This is a genomic window from Paractinoplanes durhamensis, assembly GCF_016862175.1.
Taxonomy (GTDB): Bacteria; Actinomycetota; Actinomycetes; order Mycobacteriales; family Micromonosporaceae; genus Actinoplanes; species Actinoplanes durhamensis.
The window spans coordinates 339,982-358,577 of sequence record NZ_BOML01000021.1 but is presented as its reverse complement, the minus strand read 5'-3'; the positions used below and the strand labels follow the sequence as shown (position 1 = coordinate 358,577).

The 18,596-nt window shown below is 70.5% G+C and carries 19 protein-coding genes and 1 pseudogene; 12 read left to right on the top strand and 8 right to left on the bottom strand.

Annotated features, from left to right (window positions below):
- Nucleotides 1–20 precede the first annotated feature (20 nt).
- Complete coding sequence (locus tag Adu01nite_RS13620; protein WP_379137786.1) at nt 21–260, bottom strand: hypothetical protein; 240 nt, start codon at nt 258–260, stop codon at nt 21–23.
- Nucleotides 261–607: 347 nt separating this feature from the next.
- On the opposite strand from Adu01nite_RS13620, the gene Adu01nite_RS13615 reads away from it, so the two are divergent.
- The 8 genes from Adu01nite_RS13615 (at nt 608) to Adu01nite_RS13580 (ending at nt 6,382) form a co-directional block, all read left to right on the top strand.
- Nucleotides 608–1,036 carry a hypothetical protein gene (locus tag Adu01nite_RS13615; protein WP_203726997.1) on the top strand — a complete coding sequence of 143 codons (429 nt, stop codon included), beginning with the start codon at nt 608–610 and terminating at the stop codon, nt 1,034–1,036.
- Between the two features lie 44 nt (nt 1,037–1,080).
- A complete protein-coding gene (locus Adu01nite_RS13610; RefSeq protein ID WP_307836633.1) occupies nt 1,081–1,794 on the top strand; it encodes a DUF305 domain-containing protein in 714 nt (237 codons plus the stop codon).
- Between the two features lie 168 nt (nt 1,795–1,962).
- Nucleotides 1,963–2,373 carry a hypothetical protein gene (locus Adu01nite_RS13605; protein WP_203726996.1) on the top strand — a complete coding sequence of 137 codons (411 nt, stop codon included), beginning with the start codon at nt 1,963–1,965 and terminating at the stop codon, nt 2,371–2,373.
- A gap of 197 nt (nt 2,374–2,570) precedes the next feature.
- A complete protein-coding gene (locus Adu01nite_RS13600) occupies nt 2,571–3,323 on the top strand; it encodes an alpha/beta fold hydrolase (protein WP_203726994.1) in 753 nt (250 codons plus the stop codon).
- A gap of 194 nt (nt 3,324–3,517) precedes the next feature.
- A complete protein-coding gene (locus Adu01nite_RS13595; RefSeq protein WP_203726992.1) occupies nt 3,518–3,778 on the top strand; it encodes an SHOCT domain-containing protein in 261 nt (86 codons plus the stop codon).
- Nucleotides 3,775–4,497, top strand: coding sequence for a hypothetical protein (locus tag Adu01nite_RS13590; RefSeq protein ID WP_203726990.1), 723 nt, complete (start codon nt 3,775–3,777; stop codon nt 4,495–4,497). Before Adu01nite_RS13595 ends, Adu01nite_RS13590 begins: the two co-directional genes overlap by 4 nt.
- A 2-nt stretch (nt 4,498–4,499) precedes the next feature.
- The gene (locus Adu01nite_RS13585) at nt 4,500–5,216 is read left to right on the top strand and encodes a response regulator (RefSeq protein WP_203726988.1); all 717 of its coding nucleotides are present in this window, start codon (nt 4,500–4,502) and stop codon (nt 5,214–5,216) included.
- A complete protein-coding gene (locus tag Adu01nite_RS13580; RefSeq protein WP_203726986.1) occupies nt 5,213–6,382 on the top strand; it encodes a sensor histidine kinase in 1,170 nt (389 codons plus the stop codon). The genes Adu01nite_RS13585 and Adu01nite_RS13580 overlap by 4 nt, the downstream gene beginning before the upstream one ends.
- Nucleotides 6,383–7,062: 680 nt before the next feature.
- On the opposite strand, the gene Adu01nite_RS13575 is transcribed toward Adu01nite_RS13580, so the two are convergent.
- Genes Adu01nite_RS13575 through Adu01nite_RS13560 form a run of 4 tightly spaced genes read right to left on the bottom strand, consistent with a single transcriptional unit; the run spans nt 7,063 to nt 10,278 of the window.
- A complete protein-coding gene (locus tag Adu01nite_RS13575; protein WP_203726984.1) occupies nt 7,063–7,626 on the bottom strand; it encodes a hypothetical protein in 564 nt (187 codons plus the stop codon).
- A 49-nt stretch (nt 7,627–7,675) separates the two neighbouring features.
- Nucleotides 7,676–8,128, bottom strand: coding sequence for a hypothetical protein (locus tag Adu01nite_RS13570; protein ID WP_203726983.1), 453 nt, complete (start codon nt 8,126–8,128; stop codon nt 7,676–7,678).
- A 13-nt stretch (nt 8,129–8,141) separates the two neighbouring features.
- Complete coding sequence (locus tag Adu01nite_RS13565) at nt 8,142–8,492, bottom strand: GntR family transcriptional regulator (RefSeq protein WP_203726981.1); 351 nt, start codon at nt 8,490–8,492, stop codon at nt 8,142–8,144.
- Between the two features lie 55 nt (nt 8,493–8,547).
- A complete protein-coding gene (locus tag Adu01nite_RS13560; RefSeq protein ID WP_203726980.1) occupies nt 8,548–10,278 on the bottom strand; it encodes a hypothetical protein in 1,731 nt (576 codons plus the stop codon).
- A gap of 159 nt (nt 10,279–10,437) precedes the next feature.
- Here Adu01nite_RS13560 and Adu01nite_RS13555 point away from each other — a divergent pair, with 159 nt between their 5' ends.
- Complete coding sequence (locus Adu01nite_RS13555) at nt 10,438–11,760, top strand: lipase family protein (protein ID WP_203726979.1); 1,323 nt, start codon at nt 10,438–10,440, stop codon at nt 11,758–11,760.
- A gap of 52 nt (nt 11,761–11,812) precedes the next feature.
- Here the strand turns inward: Adu01nite_RS13555 and Adu01nite_RS13550 are convergent, their stop codons facing one another.
- The gene (locus tag Adu01nite_RS13550; RefSeq protein WP_203727052.1) at nt 11,813–14,236 is read right to left on the bottom strand and encodes an immune inhibitor A domain-containing protein; all 2,424 of its coding nucleotides are present in this window, start codon (nt 14,234–14,236) and stop codon (nt 11,813–11,815) included.
- A 222-nt stretch (nt 14,237–14,458) separates the two neighbouring features.
- On the opposite strand from Adu01nite_RS13550, the gene Adu01nite_RS13545 reads away from it, so the two are divergent.
- On the top strand, nt 14,459–15,433 hold the full coding sequence (locus tag Adu01nite_RS13545; protein ID WP_203726978.1) for an aldo/keto reductase: 975 nt from the start codon (nt 14,459–14,461) through the stop codon (nt 15,431–15,433).
- A 200-nt stretch (nt 15,434–15,633) separates the two neighbouring features.
- Here Adu01nite_RS13545 and Adu01nite_RS13540 read toward each other — a convergent pair whose 3' ends face one another.
- Nucleotides 15,634–15,831, bottom strand: coding sequence for a DUF1761 family protein (locus tag Adu01nite_RS13540; RefSeq protein ID WP_203726977.1), 198 nt, complete (start codon nt 15,829–15,831; stop codon nt 15,634–15,636).
- Between the two features lie 70 nt (nt 15,832–15,901).
- On the opposite strand from Adu01nite_RS13540, the pseudogene Adu01nite_RS13535 reads away from it, so the two are divergent.
- Both Adu01nite_RS13535 and Adu01nite_RS13530 read left to right on the top strand, forming a co-directional pair.
- A pseudogene (locus tag Adu01nite_RS13535) lies at nt 15,902–16,087 on the top strand (helix-turn-helix transcriptional regulator); the annotation flags it as partial.
- Nucleotides 16,088–16,230: 143 nt separating this feature from the next.
- On the top strand, nt 16,231–17,442 hold the full coding sequence (locus tag Adu01nite_RS13530; RefSeq protein ID WP_203726976.1) for an oxygenase MpaB family protein: 1,212 nt from the start codon (nt 16,231–16,233) through the stop codon (nt 17,440–17,442).
- Here the strand turns inward: Adu01nite_RS13530 and Adu01nite_RS13525 are convergent.
- Entirely contained in the window at nt 17,439–18,596 is a 1,158-nt protein-coding gene (locus Adu01nite_RS13525) for a TetR/AcrR family transcriptional regulator (protein WP_203726974.1), read from the bottom strand. The genes Adu01nite_RS13530 and Adu01nite_RS13525 overlap by 4 nt on opposite strands.

Genomic DNA, 18,596 nt, shown 5'->3' with positions numbered 1-18,596 from the left:
GCTCACGAGCGGAGCTTCTCTTACCGACGGTCGACGACGGTCCGAGATTCATGCCATCGGCCGGCCGCGTCGATCAGGCGGACGCCGCCGGCCAGGAACGGCCGGCCTCCGTAGAGGAACACGATCGAGCCGAGGACCGGGCCGACCCCGGTGACGCCGGGAAAGTCCAGGTGGTAGCCGAACCAGTCCATCACCATCTCGCTGGTGAGCACGACCGGCACGGTCAGGACAAGGCTGAGCCAGAACTTCCGCCGGAACATCTCGGGATCGTGCCCGGCGTGCTTGTCATGGCTGGCATGCCCGTCGTGGTGACCGCGTGGCGAGTCGTGCTCGGCCGAAGACGCCGGCGCTCCGGTTGGTCCGTTCGCCTCAGCGCTGGGGTCTAGGTGGTGGTGATCATGGGGCGTGTCAGCCGGTGGGGTAGTTGCGGTGTCGGACATGGCGCCATCCCTTAGCTCCGGCCCAAATACCCCCGGGGGGTAATTAAGGTCGAGCGGTGCCGGCTACGACTTGCGTGTGACCGCTCACGGCGACTCGTCCGGCACAGCAGCTCACCCCGCCGCGGCCCAACTCACCCACCGCCCAGCCATCCGCTAGCGTGGACACAGTGAGCACGCAGGCAAGCATCCTGGGCGCCGCCCGATGGCTGTTGCTGCTGCTCACCGCGTTCGGGCTCACCACGATGCACACCGTTGGCCACGCCGGAATGCAGATGAGCGACCCGGTAGCTGCCGGCATGTCCGCCGCCGTCGCCGCTGCGGCACATGCCCCGGCATCGGCCGCCGTGTCAGCCGCACCCCAGCCATGCGCCGGTGATCATTGCCCGCACCACACCGGCATGGACGGGTGGAGTATCTGCCTCGCCATCCTCGGCGGCCTCGCGGTGATTGTGCTTCTCGCCATCAGGCTGGCAACACGACGCCACGCCCCGCCCACCACGGCAGCGGCGACAGGCAGGGGCGGGCGAGGATCCCGGGGGCCGCCACGGCCGCCCACCGGACTGCTCATCGCGTCGACAGCGGTACTGCGCATATAGGAGCCCTCGTCCGGGCGTGGCCACGCCGCGCCCCGGCAGCTTCCGTGCGCACACATCCGGCTGATCTCTTCGCGAAAGGCTCATTTCCGATCATGAACCGTACTTCCGTGCTGCCCTCCTCCGTCCTACGCCGCGGGCTGCTCGCCGGCGCCGCAGCGACCGCCACACTGGTGTTGTCCGCCTGCGGCGGCTCCGGCTCGACCAGTGGCGACCACGGCTCCATGATGACGGCGCCGAGCAGCGCCGCAGCAGGCACAGCGACTGTCAACGACGCCGACATCGCCTTCACCGAGCACATGATCGGCCACCACCAGCAAGCCATCCAGATGGCTGCCATGGCCGACAGCCGCGCCGCCCGCACCGACGTCAAGGATCTCGCCGCGAAGATCAAGGCCGCCCAGCAGCCCGAGATCGACACCATGAACGGCTGGCTCACCACGTGGGGCAAGCCGGGCGCGATGCCGGGCATGACCACCGGCTCCAGCATGCCCGGCATGGGCTCCGACCAGCCGAGCATGGGTTCCATGCCCGGTGCGATGAGCGACGCCGACATGAACGCGCTCATGTCGGCGAAAGGCACCGCGTTCGACAAGATGTTCCTGACCCTCATGATCAGCCACCACCAGGGCGCCGTCGAAATGGCCCAGCAGGAAGCCGGCCAAGGCGCCAACCCGGACGCGGTGGCCCTGGCCAGGAAGATCATCACCGACCAACAGGCCGAGATCGCCCAGATGAAGGGCATGCTGGCCACGCTGTAACCGGCCACCGGTGCGCATCCAGGAGCGCCTCGCTCCTGGATGCGCAGCCCGGCCCGTTGTCCTGGTCGGGACCGGTCAACGGCTCTCCGACGCCCCACCGGCCGCAGCCGTCGGCCTCAGCGGCGCACGGGTCAGCAACCTTGCGGACCGATGTCGTAGGCTGTCGCGGTGCCTGTACGTGCGCAGCTTCCGGCAGCCTCAAGGTTGCCGCGCTGGCTGCTGATCGTGCTCGTCCTGGCCGGCCTGCTCTGGTGGCACGGCGTCCACTGCACCGATGACACCCCGGCACACCTGACCACCGGCGCCTCCGCCGGGCACGCACACACCGTCGACGCTGGACTCGCTGCTGGTGTCGCAGCACACCACGAACCGGCGGCAGAGCACGGTCCGGATTCAGCCGGCGAGGAATGCCAGGTCGTCATCAAGACCACCGCCGGCTGTACCAGCGCTCCCGTGATCCTCACCGGACTGGTACGCACCTACCAGGTCGCGACGCCCGACATCCGGCCCGCCACAGTCGCGGCCCCGCCGGTCACGTCCGGGGTCACCCTCATCGCGCTGGGCATCAGCAGAACGTAGGACAACCGCGCCACCGCACCGGTGGCGCTCGCCTGGCTGCGCGCCACCACCACATGCGTTATCGCCCGCCCTGCTGGCGAGGCCCGCGCGCGGCCGTGCCTGTTCCTGCCCTCCGGAAGGCCCGCGCCAATGAAACCTGCCCCCGCCCCGCTCGCCTGCACCCCAGCCGGCGCCCGTCGTCCCGGCACGCCGTAGTCATGAGTGATCAGCCCTTGCCCCCGGTGCGCGTCACCCGCCAATGGCCGGACCGCCGCCGATGCTGGGAATACGACACGTGGGGATCGCACGGCCGGCCGGTCGTGTTCATCCCGGCGATCCTGTTCGGCCGCACCTCGTGGTGGGCGGTCGCCGCCGACCTGCGCCTGCACGCCACCGTGATCGCCGTCGACCTGCCCGGCCACGGCAACTCGGCCCGCCGGCAGACGTACGAGCCGCACCTGCTGGTCGACGAACTCGCCGCCCTGATCGCCGATCTGCGCATCCCGCAGGCACCCGTCATCGTCGCCCACGGCCCCTCCGCGACACTGGCCGAGCTGTTCGCCTCCCGGTACGCTGCCCACGCCGTGGTCACCGTGGACGCCGAACCGGACCCGCCCGTCGACCGCCCCGGCTACCTGCAGCACATGCAGCCGGCCTCCGTGCCGCGGCAGTACCGGTCGCTGGCCACCCCCACCGACGACGGCTGCCTGCTGCACGCCTACCGCGGTTGCCTGCAGCGGGACACGGCGTCCACGACGCGGGTAGCAGCAAATCATCAGCGTCTGGCGATCCACAGCAGCCCACCGGCCGCCCGGCTCCGCCCGGCGGCTCCTGACGGCAGGCTCATCGTGTACGACGTGCCCGGGCGCTTCCCGCAGCTGAGCGCCGTTGACCGTTTCACCGCCGACATCAGGTCCGTGCTGCGGCCTCGTAACCCGTCAGCGCCGGCCCGGCCCGAACCGGGCCACTGAGCTCTGCCGACTCGCTGCCCTGAAATGGTGCCGGCCCGGCGTTCCGGGCGCTCGCCGGCTTCCTTTGTCGAATCTTCGTCGTTCGCCCCAGACGATGTTCGCACCGGCACGGCAGGGTGAAGGGGTGGCCAGGCAAAGACTTGGCAGATGGACCGGAGCAAGTTGACCCGGCCCGAGCCGGAAGGAGCACGACGATGATGGGCGGGTACGGCGGAGGTATGGGCTGGGGTGCCTGGCTCGGGATGGGCCTGTTCTGGCTGCTGCTACTGCTGGTGATCATCTTGCTGGTGGTGCGGCTGCTGCCCAGCATCCGGCCCGACGTCCGCAGCGACAGCGACGCGCGACGGGAGTCACCGGAAGAAATCCTCGACCGGCGCTTCGCGCAAGGCGAGATCGACCAGGAGACCTACCAGCAACAGCGGCAAACGCTGGCACAGGCAAGGGGACACCGATGAACACCGGGCGGCAGCGCTGGCTGATCGCCGCGCTGGCGGTCGCGGTGCTGACCCTGATGGGCAGCGTCGCAGCGGTGGCGGCCGGCGTGGGCAGTCAGACTGTTACGAGCCGGCCGGCAGCCGGCTACGGGCCGCCGATGATGGGGGCGGGCGGCATGATGGGCGGCACGGGCGGCGCCATGATGGGCGGGTCCGGACCGGCCGGCAGCTGGCAGACCGGCGGCCGCTACGGGCTGCCCGGCGACGGGCACGCGGTCACCACGACCGGCGCGGCCACAACCCGCGCTCAGGCGTTCGCCGACGAGCTGGGTGCCGGGCTGCACGCCGGTGAAGTAATGCAATTCGCCAACGGCTACTACAGCGAACTGCTCACCGCCTCCGGCGCCGGCGCCACCGAGGTGCTGATCGACCCCGCGACCGGGGCGGTGAGTGTCGAGTACGGGCCGGCGATGATGTGGAACACCCGCTACGGAATGCACCCGACCGGCGACGTGCCCGCGCAGGTCACCCCCGGGCAGGCCGTCACCGACGCCCAGGCCTGGCTCGACGCGCAACACAGCGGGCTGACCGCCGACGACGCGACGACCTTCCCGGGTTACTACACCCTGCACACCGTCCATGGCGTGAAGATCGTGGGCATGATGTCGGTCAACGCCGTCACCGCGGCGATCTGGTACCACACCTGGCACGGCGCGTTCATCACCATGACGGGAGCTTAAGTATGACCGCCGGCGCCGGGAGACCGGCCAGTGTGCACGCGCTCGTCGTCGATGACGAGCCGGCCCTGGTCCGCGCCGTCGCCGGCTACCTGCAGCGGGACGGGTTCACCGTGACCACCGCGGCCGACGGCGAAACCGCACTGCGGGCCGCCCGGGCGCACGAGCCCGATGTGGTGGTGCTCGACCTGATGCTGCCCGGTATCGACGGCATCGAAGTGTGCCGCACACTAAGGACCTTCACCGACGCGTACGTCATCATGCTGACCGCCCGGGCTGATGAGGTCGACAAGCTGATCGGCCTGTCCGTGGGCGCCGACGACTACCTCACCAAACCGTTCAGCCCCCGGGAGCTGGTCGCCCGGATCCGCACCATGCTGCGGCGTCCCCGCACCGCCACGGGCGGTGCCCGCGACGAGAGCGTGCACCGCTTCGGGGCGCTGACGATCGACCCGGTCGGCCGCGAGGTCCGCCTCGGCGAGCGGGTCGTCGACCTGACCCGTACGGAGTTCGACCTGCTCGCCGAACTCGCCGCCCGCCCCCGGCAGGCGTTCACCCGCCGCCAGCTCATCGACGCGGTATGGGGCGGCGACTGGGTCGGCGACGAACACCTGGTCGACATCCACCTCGGCCACACCCGCCGCAAGCTGGGCGACGATCCCGCCGACCCCCGCTACATCCGCACCGTGCGTGGCGTCGGCTACCGGATGGGCGCCGGATGACCAGCCGGACGTCACTACGCCGCCGGTCGGCCCGCCTCGGGCTGGGCACCCGGCTGTTCACGGCGATGACGCTGGTCGTCTGCGCCGGCGCCAGCACCCTGCTGATCGTGGCGCTGCTGATCGCCCCACCGGTGTTCGGCGCCCACCTGCGCCGCTCGCAGATGCCCGACCTCACCCCAGCCGTGCAGAACCACGTCGACCAGGCCTTCACCGAGGCCCTCCTGATCTCCTTGACCGCCGGGCTCACCATCGCCGTGCTCGCCGCCGGCTTTGTCACCTGGCTGGTCGCCCGCCGGCTCGCCGCGCCCGTCGCCGAGCTCGCCGCCACCACCACCCGCATGGCCGACGGCAACTACGACACCGACCTCACCGACCCCCGGCTCGGCCCCGAATTCACCGCCCTGACCGCCGCGGTCAACCAGCTCGGCGGCAAACTGGCCCGCTCCGAGCAGACCCGCCGGCGGCTGCTCGCCGACCTCGGCCACGAACTACGCACCCCTATCGCGGCGCTGCAAGCCACCGTCGAGGCGATCATCGACGGCGTCCTGCCCGTCGACAACGAAACCCTGAACACCCTCAGCGAACAGGCATCCCGACTGCACCGGCTCGTCGTCGACCTGGAATCGGTGTCCCGCGCCGAGGAACGCCAACTCGCCCTACACGTACAACCCGTGCCGCTGGCCGCCCTCGCCCGGCGAGCCGCCGCCGCGTTGCGGTCCCGCTACGACGCCGCCGGGATCGGCCTGCTGGTCCGCACCCCCGATCCGGGCCCCACCGTCATGGTGGACCAGGACCGCCTCGTCGAGGCCTTGATGAACCTGCTCGACAACGCCCTGCACCACACCCCGCCCGGCGGCACCGTCACCGTCACCGTGGAACAGCACCCGGGAACAGCACGGGTCGTCGTCGCCGACACCGGCGCCGGTTTCCCGCCGGAGCAGGCGGCCCTGCTGTTCGATCGCTTCTACCGCACTGACCCCGCACGCAGCCCCACCGGTGCTGCTCCACCCGGGCGAACACCCGGCCGGCACGGATCCGGCATCGGCCTGACCATCACCCGAGCCATCGTCGACGCCCACCACGGCACGATCACCGCCCACTCCCCCGGGCCCGGACTCGGCGCCACCTTCACCATCGCCTTGCCGTCGACCTCACTGGAAGCCTGACCGGAAACTTTCGACGTCAGGGTGCCGGCGCGGGGCCTCTGGGTACAGATCCAGCCGCACCTGAGGGCATCCCGGGGGACGGGGAGCACCCGAGGGGATCGCCGGAGGCTCCGTTGCGTTGGCGCCGTCGGGAGTCTCCAGTTACGGCTGATCCTGCTTGTTAAGGTGGTCAGTAGTTGGCCAGGGTGAGCCGGCCGTGTCGCGTGGGTGGTTCCCAGGGACGGCGTAGATCGTCGGTCAGGTGCCGGGCGAGGCGTAACTGGGTGTACGCGGTGACCACGAGCCAGGTCCACCGGTCTGCCGCGGCCAGGTCGCGTAGCCGTGGGGCGGTCCAGCCGAGGGTCTGTTGATCATGCGGAACGTGTGTCCCAGGTCGAAGTGGCGCAAGAATGCCTGGCAGAGCTGGTCGACGTCCTCGGGTGCGGCATCCGTGCGTGACGACACAGCCAGACCGGTTTTGGGTCGCGGTCGCCGGGCAGATGATCGACCTGCAGGCGGATCAAGGTGCCAGGAGGTACGGGCAGGTCTCCGTCGTGGTCGATCCAGGCCGCGCGGCGGGTCAACCAGGGGTGGACGTGGTTCCAGGCGCTGGCGGTCGCGGTGCCGTACCGGCTGGTGGCGGTGCTCGTGGTGACCGCCGGAGCCGGCCAGGTCGCCGGGCGTCCGGTGTCCTGCGGTGATCAGGCGTTCGATGACGCCACGGACCTGGATCGCAGTCTGCTCGGCGACGTCGTCGGCCGGTCCGAGCCGCCGGGCGTCGAGGATCGCGATCCACGAGGCCGGTCGTAGCGGCGGCGCTGTTCGGCCGGGCCGAGCGAGAGGCCCATCGCCGCGGTGATCCGGGCACTCCAGACGGCCGGGTCGCGCGGGTTGCGGGCGGCCGCCCCGATCAGCACCTCCTCGGCCCGGGCGAGCCACTCGTAGAAGACCGTCCACTGCTCCCGCGACACGTCCTTGGCCAGCGACGTCGTGCGGGCCTTCCAGCCGATGCTGATCAGCCCCCGGCCGAGCATGGCCGCCGCCGCGCTGTCCGCCGGGTCACGCCGCAGCACGTCGCGCAGAAAGTCCTCGATGCCGTCCTCGTCGGAGCCGGCCCGGATCAGCCCGGTGCGGCTGTCCGGCGGCGCGGCGTCGAGCACCCGCCGGCAGGCCGCCCAGTCGCGCCGGCCGAGCGCGGCCCGCAGCACACCGATGTCGGGATAGGCGGTGGCGAGGTCGAAATCGATGTCGTCGGACGGCGGCATGGCGCAGGATCGTAGCTTAGATGATCATCGAAAAGCGCCGCCTGAACGGTCAGGCGCCGATGGCCTCGCGGATGACGGCCACCGCGGCGGGTGCGTCCGGCACGGTGATGGTCACCTTTCGGCCCGTGGTCAGCGTCAGCCGCAGGGTCGGGCCGGTGCGGACCGTGAAACTGGTGCGGAGCGGCGCCCACCAGAAGCCGTAGGCCACCGACCACGGGTGGATGGTGATGACCTCGGCGTGCCGGATCTGCTCGATGCGGTAGGTGCGCCGCGGCCACCCGAGGACGCCGAGCCGGACGGTCACCCCGTTCGGCCCCGCCGCCGTGCGGACGCTGGACCCGCACAGCACGTTGACCAGTGCCGCGGCCGTGGCCAGCAGCACCGGGAAGGTCAGCATCGAGGCCTTGCTCCCGATCAGCAGGGGCACCAGCAGAACGGCGCTCAAGGACACCAGGATCCAGTTGGTGACCCGGCCGGTGTAGATCGAATAGACGCTCGTCATGACGCCACTCCCCCTAGATGGTCAGTCGCTCGATGAGGCGGATCAGATCGGCCCGGCCGAGGCCGTGCCGGCGGGCCACGGCCACCAGCTCCTGGGCGGCCTCGGCCACCGGCGCGGGCTCGGTCACCGCCGACGCCACCCGGGCCCCGCGGCCCCGGCGGAACTCCAGCAGCCCCTCGTCCCGCAGCTGCCGGTAGGCGGTCAGCACGGTGTTGCGGTCGACCGAGAGGGCCTCGCCCAGCTCGGCCGCCGGCGGCAACTGCTCGCCGACCGTCAGCTCGCCCGTGGCCACGCCCTGCCGGACGCACCGGGCGATCTGGTGCTGGAGCAGCTCCGGCGACGAATGATCGATCGTCCATCTCATAGTGCTAGTATTATTAGCACCATCGCGGCGGAAGTCAACGGGCTTCGGACGGCCCTCAGTAGACGCGGAAGAGGACGTCCTGGCCGATGTCGACGCGGGTGAGGCCGGGCGCGCTCTGCACGCCCAGCGCCAGCTCGTAGGGCGTGCCGCCGACCTTGTCGTGCAGCACCACGACGCTGCGGATGCCCAGCTTGCGCAGCAGATCCAGGCTGGCCGCGCTGGGGAAGGACTGCATCACGTCCCGCACGGTCTGCCGGTCCGGGGTGTTGTAACTGGCCACCCCGTTGACCATCTCCGGGAAGCCGGCGGTCGACCAGAGCATCGCGGTGCTGTCGAAGCCGTCGTCGGACGGCAGCACGATCAGCGGCGGGGTCGCCAGCGCCATCGCCGCCGGCTCGGGCTTCATGTCCACGTGCGCCAGGTCGGGCATGCCCTCGGCCAGCACCAGGAGCAGCAGCGGCACGGTCACCACCCGGGCGCCGATCGCCGACCACTCGGGCAGGGTCGCGCGCCGGGCGACCTGGGCCAGCCCGCTGACGAACCCGGCCGCCAGGATCGCCAGCAGGATGGTCGGCCAGAGGATCAGCCGGCCCGGGGTGCGGCCGCCGTCGAAGCCGGGGACGTAGTCGTAGAGCAGGCGGTAGAGCGGGCCGTGGGTGCCGAGCGCGAACAGCACCCCGGCCACCGCCCCGCCGAGCAGGTAGAGCCGCTGCCGCACCGACCAGACCGACAGGAACATGCCGCCGAACGCGAGCAGGTAGAGAACGTAGCCGCAGAGCAGCGACTTCTCGTGGTCGGCGTTGCCGAGCGCGATCCGGCCGGCCTCGTTCAGCTTGCCCCAGGGCAGCGAGAACGCCGGCGCGACCAGCAGGCTCCGCGGCACCGGGGAGAACGCCGCGACGTAGTCCCAGGACCGCAGCACGTCCGGGTAGAGCTCGCGGACGTGCTGGTAGGCGTACGCGAAATAGCCGGTGACCGCGGCGAAGAACAGGCCGCCGGCGAGGTCGCCGACGACCAGCAGGCGCGGCAGCCGTGGCCGGCGGCGGATCAGCCAGCCGATCGCCGCGACCAGGCACACCCCGGCCAGCACGTAGACGAAGACCAGGCCGACGCCGAACCCGAGGCTGACCTGCCAGGCCGCGACCGCCCAGCCGGCCACCGCCCAGCCGGGCCGGACCCGCTCGGGCAGGTAGCCGCGGGTCATCGACCAGCCGTGGCCGCGGGCCAGCATCGCCAGCGCGAGGGTCATCCCGCCGGTGGACAGGATGTTCAGGTGGCCGACGTGGCCGTAGCGCCAGGGCGCGTAGGCGAGGGCGGCGCCGGCCACCGCGGCGGCCACCTTGGTGGCGCCGAGCTGGCGCAGCAGGGCGTAGCCGCCGAGGAAGGCCAGCGCGAAGGCCAGCACGAACAGGATGTTGTAGCGCACCAGCGCGGCCGTCACGCCGTCGCCGATCAGCGCGGCCGGGGCGTACCCGAAAAGGGTGTCGTTCAAGGCCAGGCCGTACTTGCCGGGGTAGAACGCGTTGGTCTCCCAGAAGCCGCGCAGGCCGTGGCCGAGGGAGTGCCCGACCCAACTGATCAGCCAGGCCTGGGCGGCGGTGTCGCCGCCGTCGCCGACGATCGTGTTCGCCGGGTTGGCGATCTCGGCCGGCTTGACCCCGGCCGCGACCAGGTCGGCGGCGTACGGCGGGATGAGCCAGATCATGCCCACGGCGAGAAGGACCGAGCCGATCGGGGCGAGCAGGAACTCGCGCCGGAAGCGGCGGCCGGTCGGCGGTTCGGTCACGTGTTCCCCCGCACGCTGAGATCGACAACCGGAGTGACGCTAACAGGCGTACGCACGGAGTGATAGTTCGAGCATCTTGGATGTCTCGTTTCCTCTGGTTACCGTCCGGTAACCGCGGGGCGCCCACCGGCCCGCGGTCAGAGCCCTCGGAGGCCGGACATGCCCATTCGCTTTCGTCCAGCAGTAGTAGTCATGCTCACCGCGGTCCTCGCCGGAGTGGTGGTCGGGCCGTCCCCGGCCATCGCCGACACGTCCCGCGGCATCGAGATCCCCAGTTTCTACACCCCGCCGGCCACCCTGCCGGCCGCCAACGGCGCCCTGATCCGCAGCGAACCGCTCCCCCTCGCGCTGTCGCTGCCGGGCATCGACGGCACCCTGCCCGGGACTGCCACCCGGATCATGTACCGGACCACCGACACCGGCGGCCAGGCCGTCGCGGTGACCGGCGCCTACCTCGAGCCCTCGGCCGCCTGGCGCGGGCCGGGACCGCGGCCGCTGGTGGTGCTCGCGCCCGGCACGATGGGGCAGGGCGATCAGTGCTCGACCTCGCTCGCCCTGCAGTACGGCCTGATCTTCGGCGTCGGTGACCAGACGACGGTGTCGATCGGCTACGAGGTGCTGGCCATCTACCAACTGCTCGCCAAGGGCCTCGCCGTCGTACAGACCGACTACCTGGGTCTCGGCACCACCGACCGGCTGCACACCTACGTCAACCGGGTGGACGAGGGCCACGCCGTGCTGGACGCCGCCCGGGCGGCTAAGGCGCTCCCGGGCACCTCGCTCACCGCCGCCTCCGGGGTGGGCCTCTACGGCTACAGCCAGGGTGGCGGCGCGGTCGCGTCGGCCGCCGAACTGCAGTCGTCCTACGCGCCCGATGTCCGGCTGACCGCCACCTACTCCGGGGCGCCGCCGGCCGACCTGGCCGCGGTCACCGCGGCGATCGACGGCACCGAGCTGGTCGGGGCGCTGGGCTGGTCGGTGAACGGGTTCCGGCAGACCGACCCGAGCCTCTCGACGCTGGTCGACAAGTACCTCAGCGACGCCGGCAAGGCCACCCTGACGGACCTGTCGACGATGTGTGTCGGCGACGCCATCTTCGGTTACGCGCTGCAGCGCACCACGTCGTGGACGAAGAACGGGAAGTCGCTGGCCGACATCATCAAGGCCGAGCCCCAGCTGAAGGCGTTCGTCGACGAGCAGACGATCGGGAACCGGAAGCCGGCCGGCGTGGTCCGGGTCGCGACCGGCCTCTTCGACAACCTGGTGCCGCACGCCCAGGCCCGCACGATGGCGGCCGACTGGTGCAAGCTCGGCGGTGACGTGGTCTACGCGCCGGTCACGGTGCCGTGGCTGGTCGACCCGCTGCTCAACCACTTCGGGCCGCTGCTGGCCGACCAGGCCACCGCGGTCGACTGGCTCTACCAGCGGCTGGCCGGCAAGCCGGCCGACTCGAACTGCGCGATCCTGCCGCTGCTGCCTTGAGAACGGCGACCCGCCGCCACCGTGGAGAACGGCGGCGGCGGGTCATCAGGGGTCAGGAGATGCGGATCTTGGCGGACGTGCCGTTCTCCGACAGGACCCGGATCTTCACGCCGACCGCGGGGAGCTTGACCCCGTGGTTCGGCAGTTCGTCGTAGAAGTATTTCTGGGTGTCGTCGAAGAGCGGCTGCGCGGCCTGGCCTCGTACATAAGAAGCATTGCCGTTGATGTGCAGCGTCATCGAATCGGCCTTACGCAGGCCGAACGGCGCGTCGTAGACCTGGATCCGGGAACTGAACGGCAGGCCGTCCAGCCGGTAGAACGGGCGCGGGTGGGCGTCGATGTAGAGATTGCGGCCCACCCCCGGATGCCAGTTGGTGTCGTTGTCGACCTGGGAACGGTCCCAGTAGGAGATCAACACCCCGGTTTGGTACGAGTAGTGCTCGACCCAGTCCGGCTTCGTGTTGAGGAAGCCGAAGTTGTACGGGCCGGTCTTGAGGTAGCGGTCGTAGGAGACGTAGGTGCGGTGGCCGGCGATGTAGTAGTTGTCGAACTGGCCGGTCGCGCTGGTGCCGACGGTGCTGAAGCCGCGCAGCGTCCACGGCGAGGTGGTCGCCTCGGCGTCGTCGCTGAACAGGACCGCGCTGCCGTCGACCACCTGGATGTTGTCGCTGAAGAAGCCGCCGGCCGAGAAACCACCGTCGGTGCGGTAGTAGAACTGCAAATACACATTCTTTCCGGCGTACGCGCTGAGCGGCACCGAGACGTCCACCCACTGATCATCGGTGCTGCCGTCGATCGCCGGTCGCGGCGGGTTGGCGCCGTCCCGGCCGAACGGCTGCCCGTTGATGGTGCCGTCCAACGCGGTCCACTTCTGGCCGTCGAGCGAGGCCCGCACGTACAGGTAGTCGAAGCCCTCCTCGACGTTGTACCGCGCCTTGAAGTTCAGGGCCGGCGCGGCCGCCCCGGTCAGATCGAACTGCCGGGTCATCGAGTTGCGCAGGTCGTCGGCATTACCGGAGAAGTATTGCTTCGAACCCGCGAACGGCGCGCCGAACTGGGTGGTCACCGTCTTCTTCGGGAGCACCACCACCGCCGCCTGGGCCTTGTTGCTGTTGTACTCCTGTGGCCCGAGGGTCAGCGTGCGCTTCTGCTTCGCCACCACCGTCTCGTAGTCCAGCCAGCCGAGCTGCAACTTGTTCCACGCGCCGAGGTCGCCGGGCCGGGTGCCGAGCGGCTCCCCCGCCGCGTTGAGCCGGCTCTGCGCCATCAGCGTCCAGTACTCGTTGTTGCCGTTGCCGCCGGCGATCACGTTGTAGTCGTCCGGCAGGCCCAGGTCGTGGCCGTACTCGTGGACGAACACGCTCAGCCCGCCGTTCTCCGGCTGCATCGTGTAGTCACCGATCCACAGGCCGGTGTCGGCGATCTCGGTGCCGCCCAGCAGGTTGCCGGCCGGGCCGCGGTCACCCTCGTCGTCGCCGTACGCGAACGCGCGGTGGCTCCAGATGGCGTCCTCACCCTGCGAGGGATCGCCGTCCGCCTCGTCGCCGCCGGCGTGCACGATCTGGAAGTGGTCGAGGTAGCCGTCCGGCTCGTTGAAGTTGCCGTCGGCGTCGAAGTCGTACCGGTCCCACTGGTCGAACGTCTTGAGCTCGGCGGTCACCTCGGCCCTGCTGCGGCCCTGCGCCAGCTGGTCGGCGACCCACTGGTTGGCGGCGTCGCGCACCAGGTCGTAGGTCGTGTTGCAGACGTTGCCGGAGCAGACGTTGGGGTCGTCGCCGTTGGCGTCGGCCGGATCGTCGCCGGACCGGCCGTACCGTGCCTCGTTGTATTTGACCTTGACCCAGTCGGTGACCGTGCCGTCCACGCTGTACCGGCCCGACGACTGCGTCTGGTAGTAGGTCTTGACCGACTCGGCGGTGCGGCCGGTCCCGAAGTACAGGTCCTGGAAGTGCTGGCGGTTGTAGTCCGCCTGCCAGACCGTGGTGTTGTCGACCGCCCGGTTCGGCGCCGGGATCTGGTTGTGCAGCGGCCCGTCGAAGCGGGCCGGCCCCGGCGTGGTCGGGTCGGTGTCCCGGTCCGGGAAACGCGGATCGCGCTCGTTGCCGAACTCGGCGAGGATCACGAAGATCCGGTCGGTCCGTTCCCGGGCGAGCTCGACGTACTGATCACGGTTGTCCCGGGCACCGCCCCGGCGCGACTTGCCGCCGAACGCCCCGCCGCCGGCCGACTGACCGACCTTGACGACCGTGCTGCCGTTGCGGGTCACCGGCGTGGCCCGGCCGGACACGACGTCGCTCACGGCCTTCTCCCGCAGCGCCCGCCGCTTCTGCTCGAGCGACCCGACCAGCTCGTCGCTCTCCGCGTTCTTCGCCGCGGCGGTCGCGCCGGCCGGCGGTGACACTGACGGCGCGGCCAGCGCGGCCGGACTGGATGAAATGCCTAAGCCGGACGCCAGGCTGACGCCCAGCAGTCCCACCAGGATCTTGCGCATCGACTACCCCCGAAGCGGTCATGCCGACACCCGCCGGTGGAACGGGCTCGGCCCGGATGCAATGTGGACCGTGGTGGCCCGCCCAGGAACGTAGGCATCGATGCGTCACCAGGGGAAGACTTAGACCGATACCGATCCAGAATTCGCGGCGACCGCGTCTACGGGTCTTTCCGCCGATCCCGTCCCACGAGTCGTTAGTTTTGGACCATGGACTTCACACGACTGGGCAGTTCGGGCCTCAAGATCAGCCGGGTCACGCTCGGCTGCATGAGCTTCGGGGCACCCGACCGCGGCAACAACCACCAGTGGACGCTGACCGACGAGACCGCCGAGCCGGTTTTCCGGCAGGCGGTCGAGTCGGGCGTCACCTTCTGGGACACCGCGAACGTCTACAGCGACGGCACGTCGGAGGAGATCGTCGGCCGGGCGATCCGCAAGTACACGGACCGCGACGCGATCGTGCTGGCCACCAAGGTCTACTTCAAGTTCCACGACGGGCCGGGCGGGTCCGGGCTGTCCCGCAAGGCCATCCTCGAGCAGATCGACGCGTCGCTGAGCCGGCTCGGCACCGACTACGTCGACCTCTACCAGATCCACCGGTTCGACCCGGCGGTCCCGGTCGAGGAGACGATGGAGGCGCTGCACGACGTGATCAAGGCGGGCAAGGTGCGCTACATCGGCGCGTCCTCGATGCACGCCTGGCAGTTCGCGAAGCTGCAGCACGCCGCCGACCTGGGCGGCTGGACGCGGTTCGTCTCCATGCAGAACCAGTACAGCCTCCTGCAGCGCGAGGAGGAGCGGGAGATGTTCGGCCTGCTCGCCGACCAGGGCGTCGGGTCGATCCCGTGGGCCCCGCTGGCGAAGGGCCGGCTGGCCCGCCCGTGGGACGAGCAGTCCACCGCCCGGGCCGGGGCCGACCATCTGCACCGGCGCTACGAGGGCGAGGAGAACCGGCCGATCGTCGATGCGGTCCGCCGGGTCGCCGAGGCCCGCGGCGTCCCGATGGCCCAGGTCGCGCTGGCCTGGGTGCTGCACAACCCGGTCGTCGACGCGCCGATCGTCGGGCCGACCAAGCCGCAGCACCTGACCGACGCGGTGGCCGCGCTCGACCTGGAGCTGACCGCCGAGGAGGTGGCCGCCCTGGAGGAGCACTACACGCCGCGCCTGCCGTCCGGCTACTGAGCCGGGCCGGATGGCCCTGCCCCGATGATCGCTGCCGCGAAAGGCTGATCCCTGAACGGCAGCGACATAGGGAGATCGCGATGAACGACCGCACCACCACCGCCACCCCGGCCGAGCACCTCGACGAGCGGTGCCCGACCTGCCACGGCCGCGGCGAGGGTTGCACGGCGACGGCCTGCCACGGCCTGGACTCCGACTGATCAGACCGCCACCAGAAGCAGACTGACGATCAGGCTTCCGATCACGTTGAATCCCCCGGAGATCGCTGCGTACAGCAGCGGCCGGGGGAAGTTGGGGTTGATCGCGATGTTCACCGTGTTGGCGGTGAGATAGCCCAGCCCCACGATCAGGCCGAACAGCAGCGCATCGCCGTAGGTGTCGATCTTCAGGGCGGCCATCAGGACCGCGCTGGTAAAGGTGATCACCAGGCAGGTGAGCGGCGGCCCGCTTCGACTACGCCGAAAACCCCGCCGCGCCGAGCCGCACCACGTGATCACCTGGGACGGCCGCTGGTATGTCGTCGCCTGGGACCTCGACCGCGCGGACTGGCGCACCTTCCGCGTCGACCGGATCGCCCTGCGCACGCCGAACGGCCCGAGATTCACGCCGCGCGACCTGCCCGAGCTCACCGCCGCCGTCGCCGACCTGGGCCGCCGTTTTCGCCGGGCCGCACGTTAATACATTGAGTCTTGCTGATGACATCGAGCATCGCTATGTTAATGAGAAATCACACACCGGTTACCGGTGAAACATCCTCTTCCCAGGCATCCCCGGCCCATCTGGAAGCAGGTAAGCGAATGCAAAATCTCAGCAGAAGGCGAGTCCTCACCCTCGGCGCCGCGCTGGGTCTGGTGGGCGTCGCGGATCCGTCGAAGGCGTGGGCGTGGTCCTCCGCCAACTCGATCGCCGCCACCGACACGGTCACCGACCCGTGGAGCGTGTGGGACGACGCCACCGACCCGCTCGTCGCGTCCCTCCTGGACAACGGCCAGATCCCGGCCGTCAACACCGCGTTCGACTCGTGGGTCAACAACGGCGACCCGCTCCCGGCCGCCCTGCCCGCCGCCCTCGTCACCTACCTCCAGCAGGTCAACACTCTGCCGTCGTGGGCCGACCAGACCAAGCTCGCCCGCGCCGCCCAGTTCAACAAGCGGATGAGCATGTACCTCTTCCTGCTGTACGGCCTGGGCAGCGGCATCATGAGCACGGTCATCCCGCGCGAGGCCCGCAACGTCTACTGGTCCGCGGGCGGCGCCGTCATGCAGTCCCGGGCGGCCAAGACCTTCACGTACGGGTACGACCTGAGCGCGCTCGACGCGTTCCAGCCGACCGGCCACTTCGTGGTGACCTCGAACAAGACCCGGCTGACCCACGCCGCCGTGCGGCACCTGCTCCCCCAGTCACCGGCGTGGCGGGCGGTCACCAACGACCAGGACTTCATCCCGATCAGCAACGGCGACATCCTGGTCACCTTCCACAGTCTCGGCACCTTCGTCTACGGCAAGCTGAAGGCCTGGGGCATCAAGATGTCGGCCGCCGAGGAAGACGCCTACCTGCACCAGTGGCAGGTCGCGCTGCACCTGCTCGGGGTGCGCGACGACTTCATCCCGGCGAGCTGGGCCGCGGCCCAGCAGCAGTCGGCCTACGTGCTGACGCCGATCATGGCGCCGACACCGGAGGGCATCAACCTGGCCGACGTCCTGCTCAACCTGACCTCGTCGGTCGACCTGGGGGTCACCAAGGGCTTCCAGCGCGAGTTCGCGCGATACGTCCTGAGCGACAAGATCGGCGACTGGCTGAAGCTGCCGCGCGACCTGGTCTCGCGCAGCGTGATCGAGCTCGGCTGGCCGGCCTACGTCGCGTTCCGCGAGGGCCTGTCGCCGATCATCCCGACCACGTTCTCCCTCTTCGACCAGTTCGTCCGCGGCCTGGCGATGCTGTTCCTCAACAACGGCACGTCGGCGACCTACACCCCGATCACCATCCCGACCGGAAACCGGCCCGCCTAGAGGGTCAAGGCGCCGGTGACCAGAGCGGTGACCGCATCCCGATGACCGGGCGTGTTCTGCCAGTGCAGGGCGCGCCCGGCCTCGATCACGACGCCGAAGCCCGCGTGCACCAGCAGCCGGGCCTGGCGCGGGTCGAGTTCCGGCCGGGCCAGCCGCAACTGCTGCTCCCAGACCGCGATGTGCTCCCGCTGGGCCAGGATCAGCGGCCGCTGCCGGTCGGCCGGCAACCCCCGGATCTCCGCCTCGGCCACGCTGGTGAGCGCGTTGTGCTCGAAGCTGTAGGCCACGTACGCGGCGGTCAGCGCGACCACCGCCTGGCGCGGGTCGGCCGCCTGGTGCAGGCTCCGGTCCACCGCCTGGGCCAGCAGCCCGGCCGCCTGCAGGCACGCGGCCACCAGGATGTCGACCTTGCCGGGATAGTGGCGGTAGATCGCCGACGGGGCGAGCCCGACCGCCTGCGCGATCTGCCCGTTGGTGACGTTGGCGAACCCGTCCCGGGCGAACAGCGGGACCGCCGCGGCCAGGATCTCGGCGCGCCGGGTGCGCGGCACCGGCGGGGCGGGCAACTCGACCAGGCGGGCGCTGCCGGCCGCGGTGGCCGGGTCGGTGGCGACCACCCGCAGCGCGGAGGTGAGCAGCAGGTCCTCGATCCGGCGCGGCGCGATCGAGGTGTGGTGCATGGTGATCGACCCGATCACGCCGAGCGCGGCCACCGCCCGCAGCCGCTCGTCCGGCAACGGGTAATCCGCCCGGACGAGGTCGGCCACCCGGTCGACGACCTGCCCGAACTTCGCCCGGAGCAGCCGGCGGTCGTCGCGTCCCAGGTAGCGGGCCTCCCACCGGTAGAGGCCACCCGACGCCCGGTGCGCGACGGTGACCCGGATGAGCGCGGCCAGCGTCTCGGGCAGGCCGAGCGCCGGAGCCAGGGTCGCGACCAGCCGGTCCACCATCACATCGGCACACTCGGCGAACAGCGCGTACTTGTTCGGGAAATGCCGGTAGAGCGCGGCCGCGCTGATCCCCACCCCGGCGGCGATCTCCTCCATCGAGGCGGCGTGGTAACCGCGATCGCTGAAGACCTGCCCGGCCGCCTCGACGATGAGCTGCTTGCGGTTACGCGGGCGGGTCGGCGCGGCGGGCGGGCGCAAGACCAT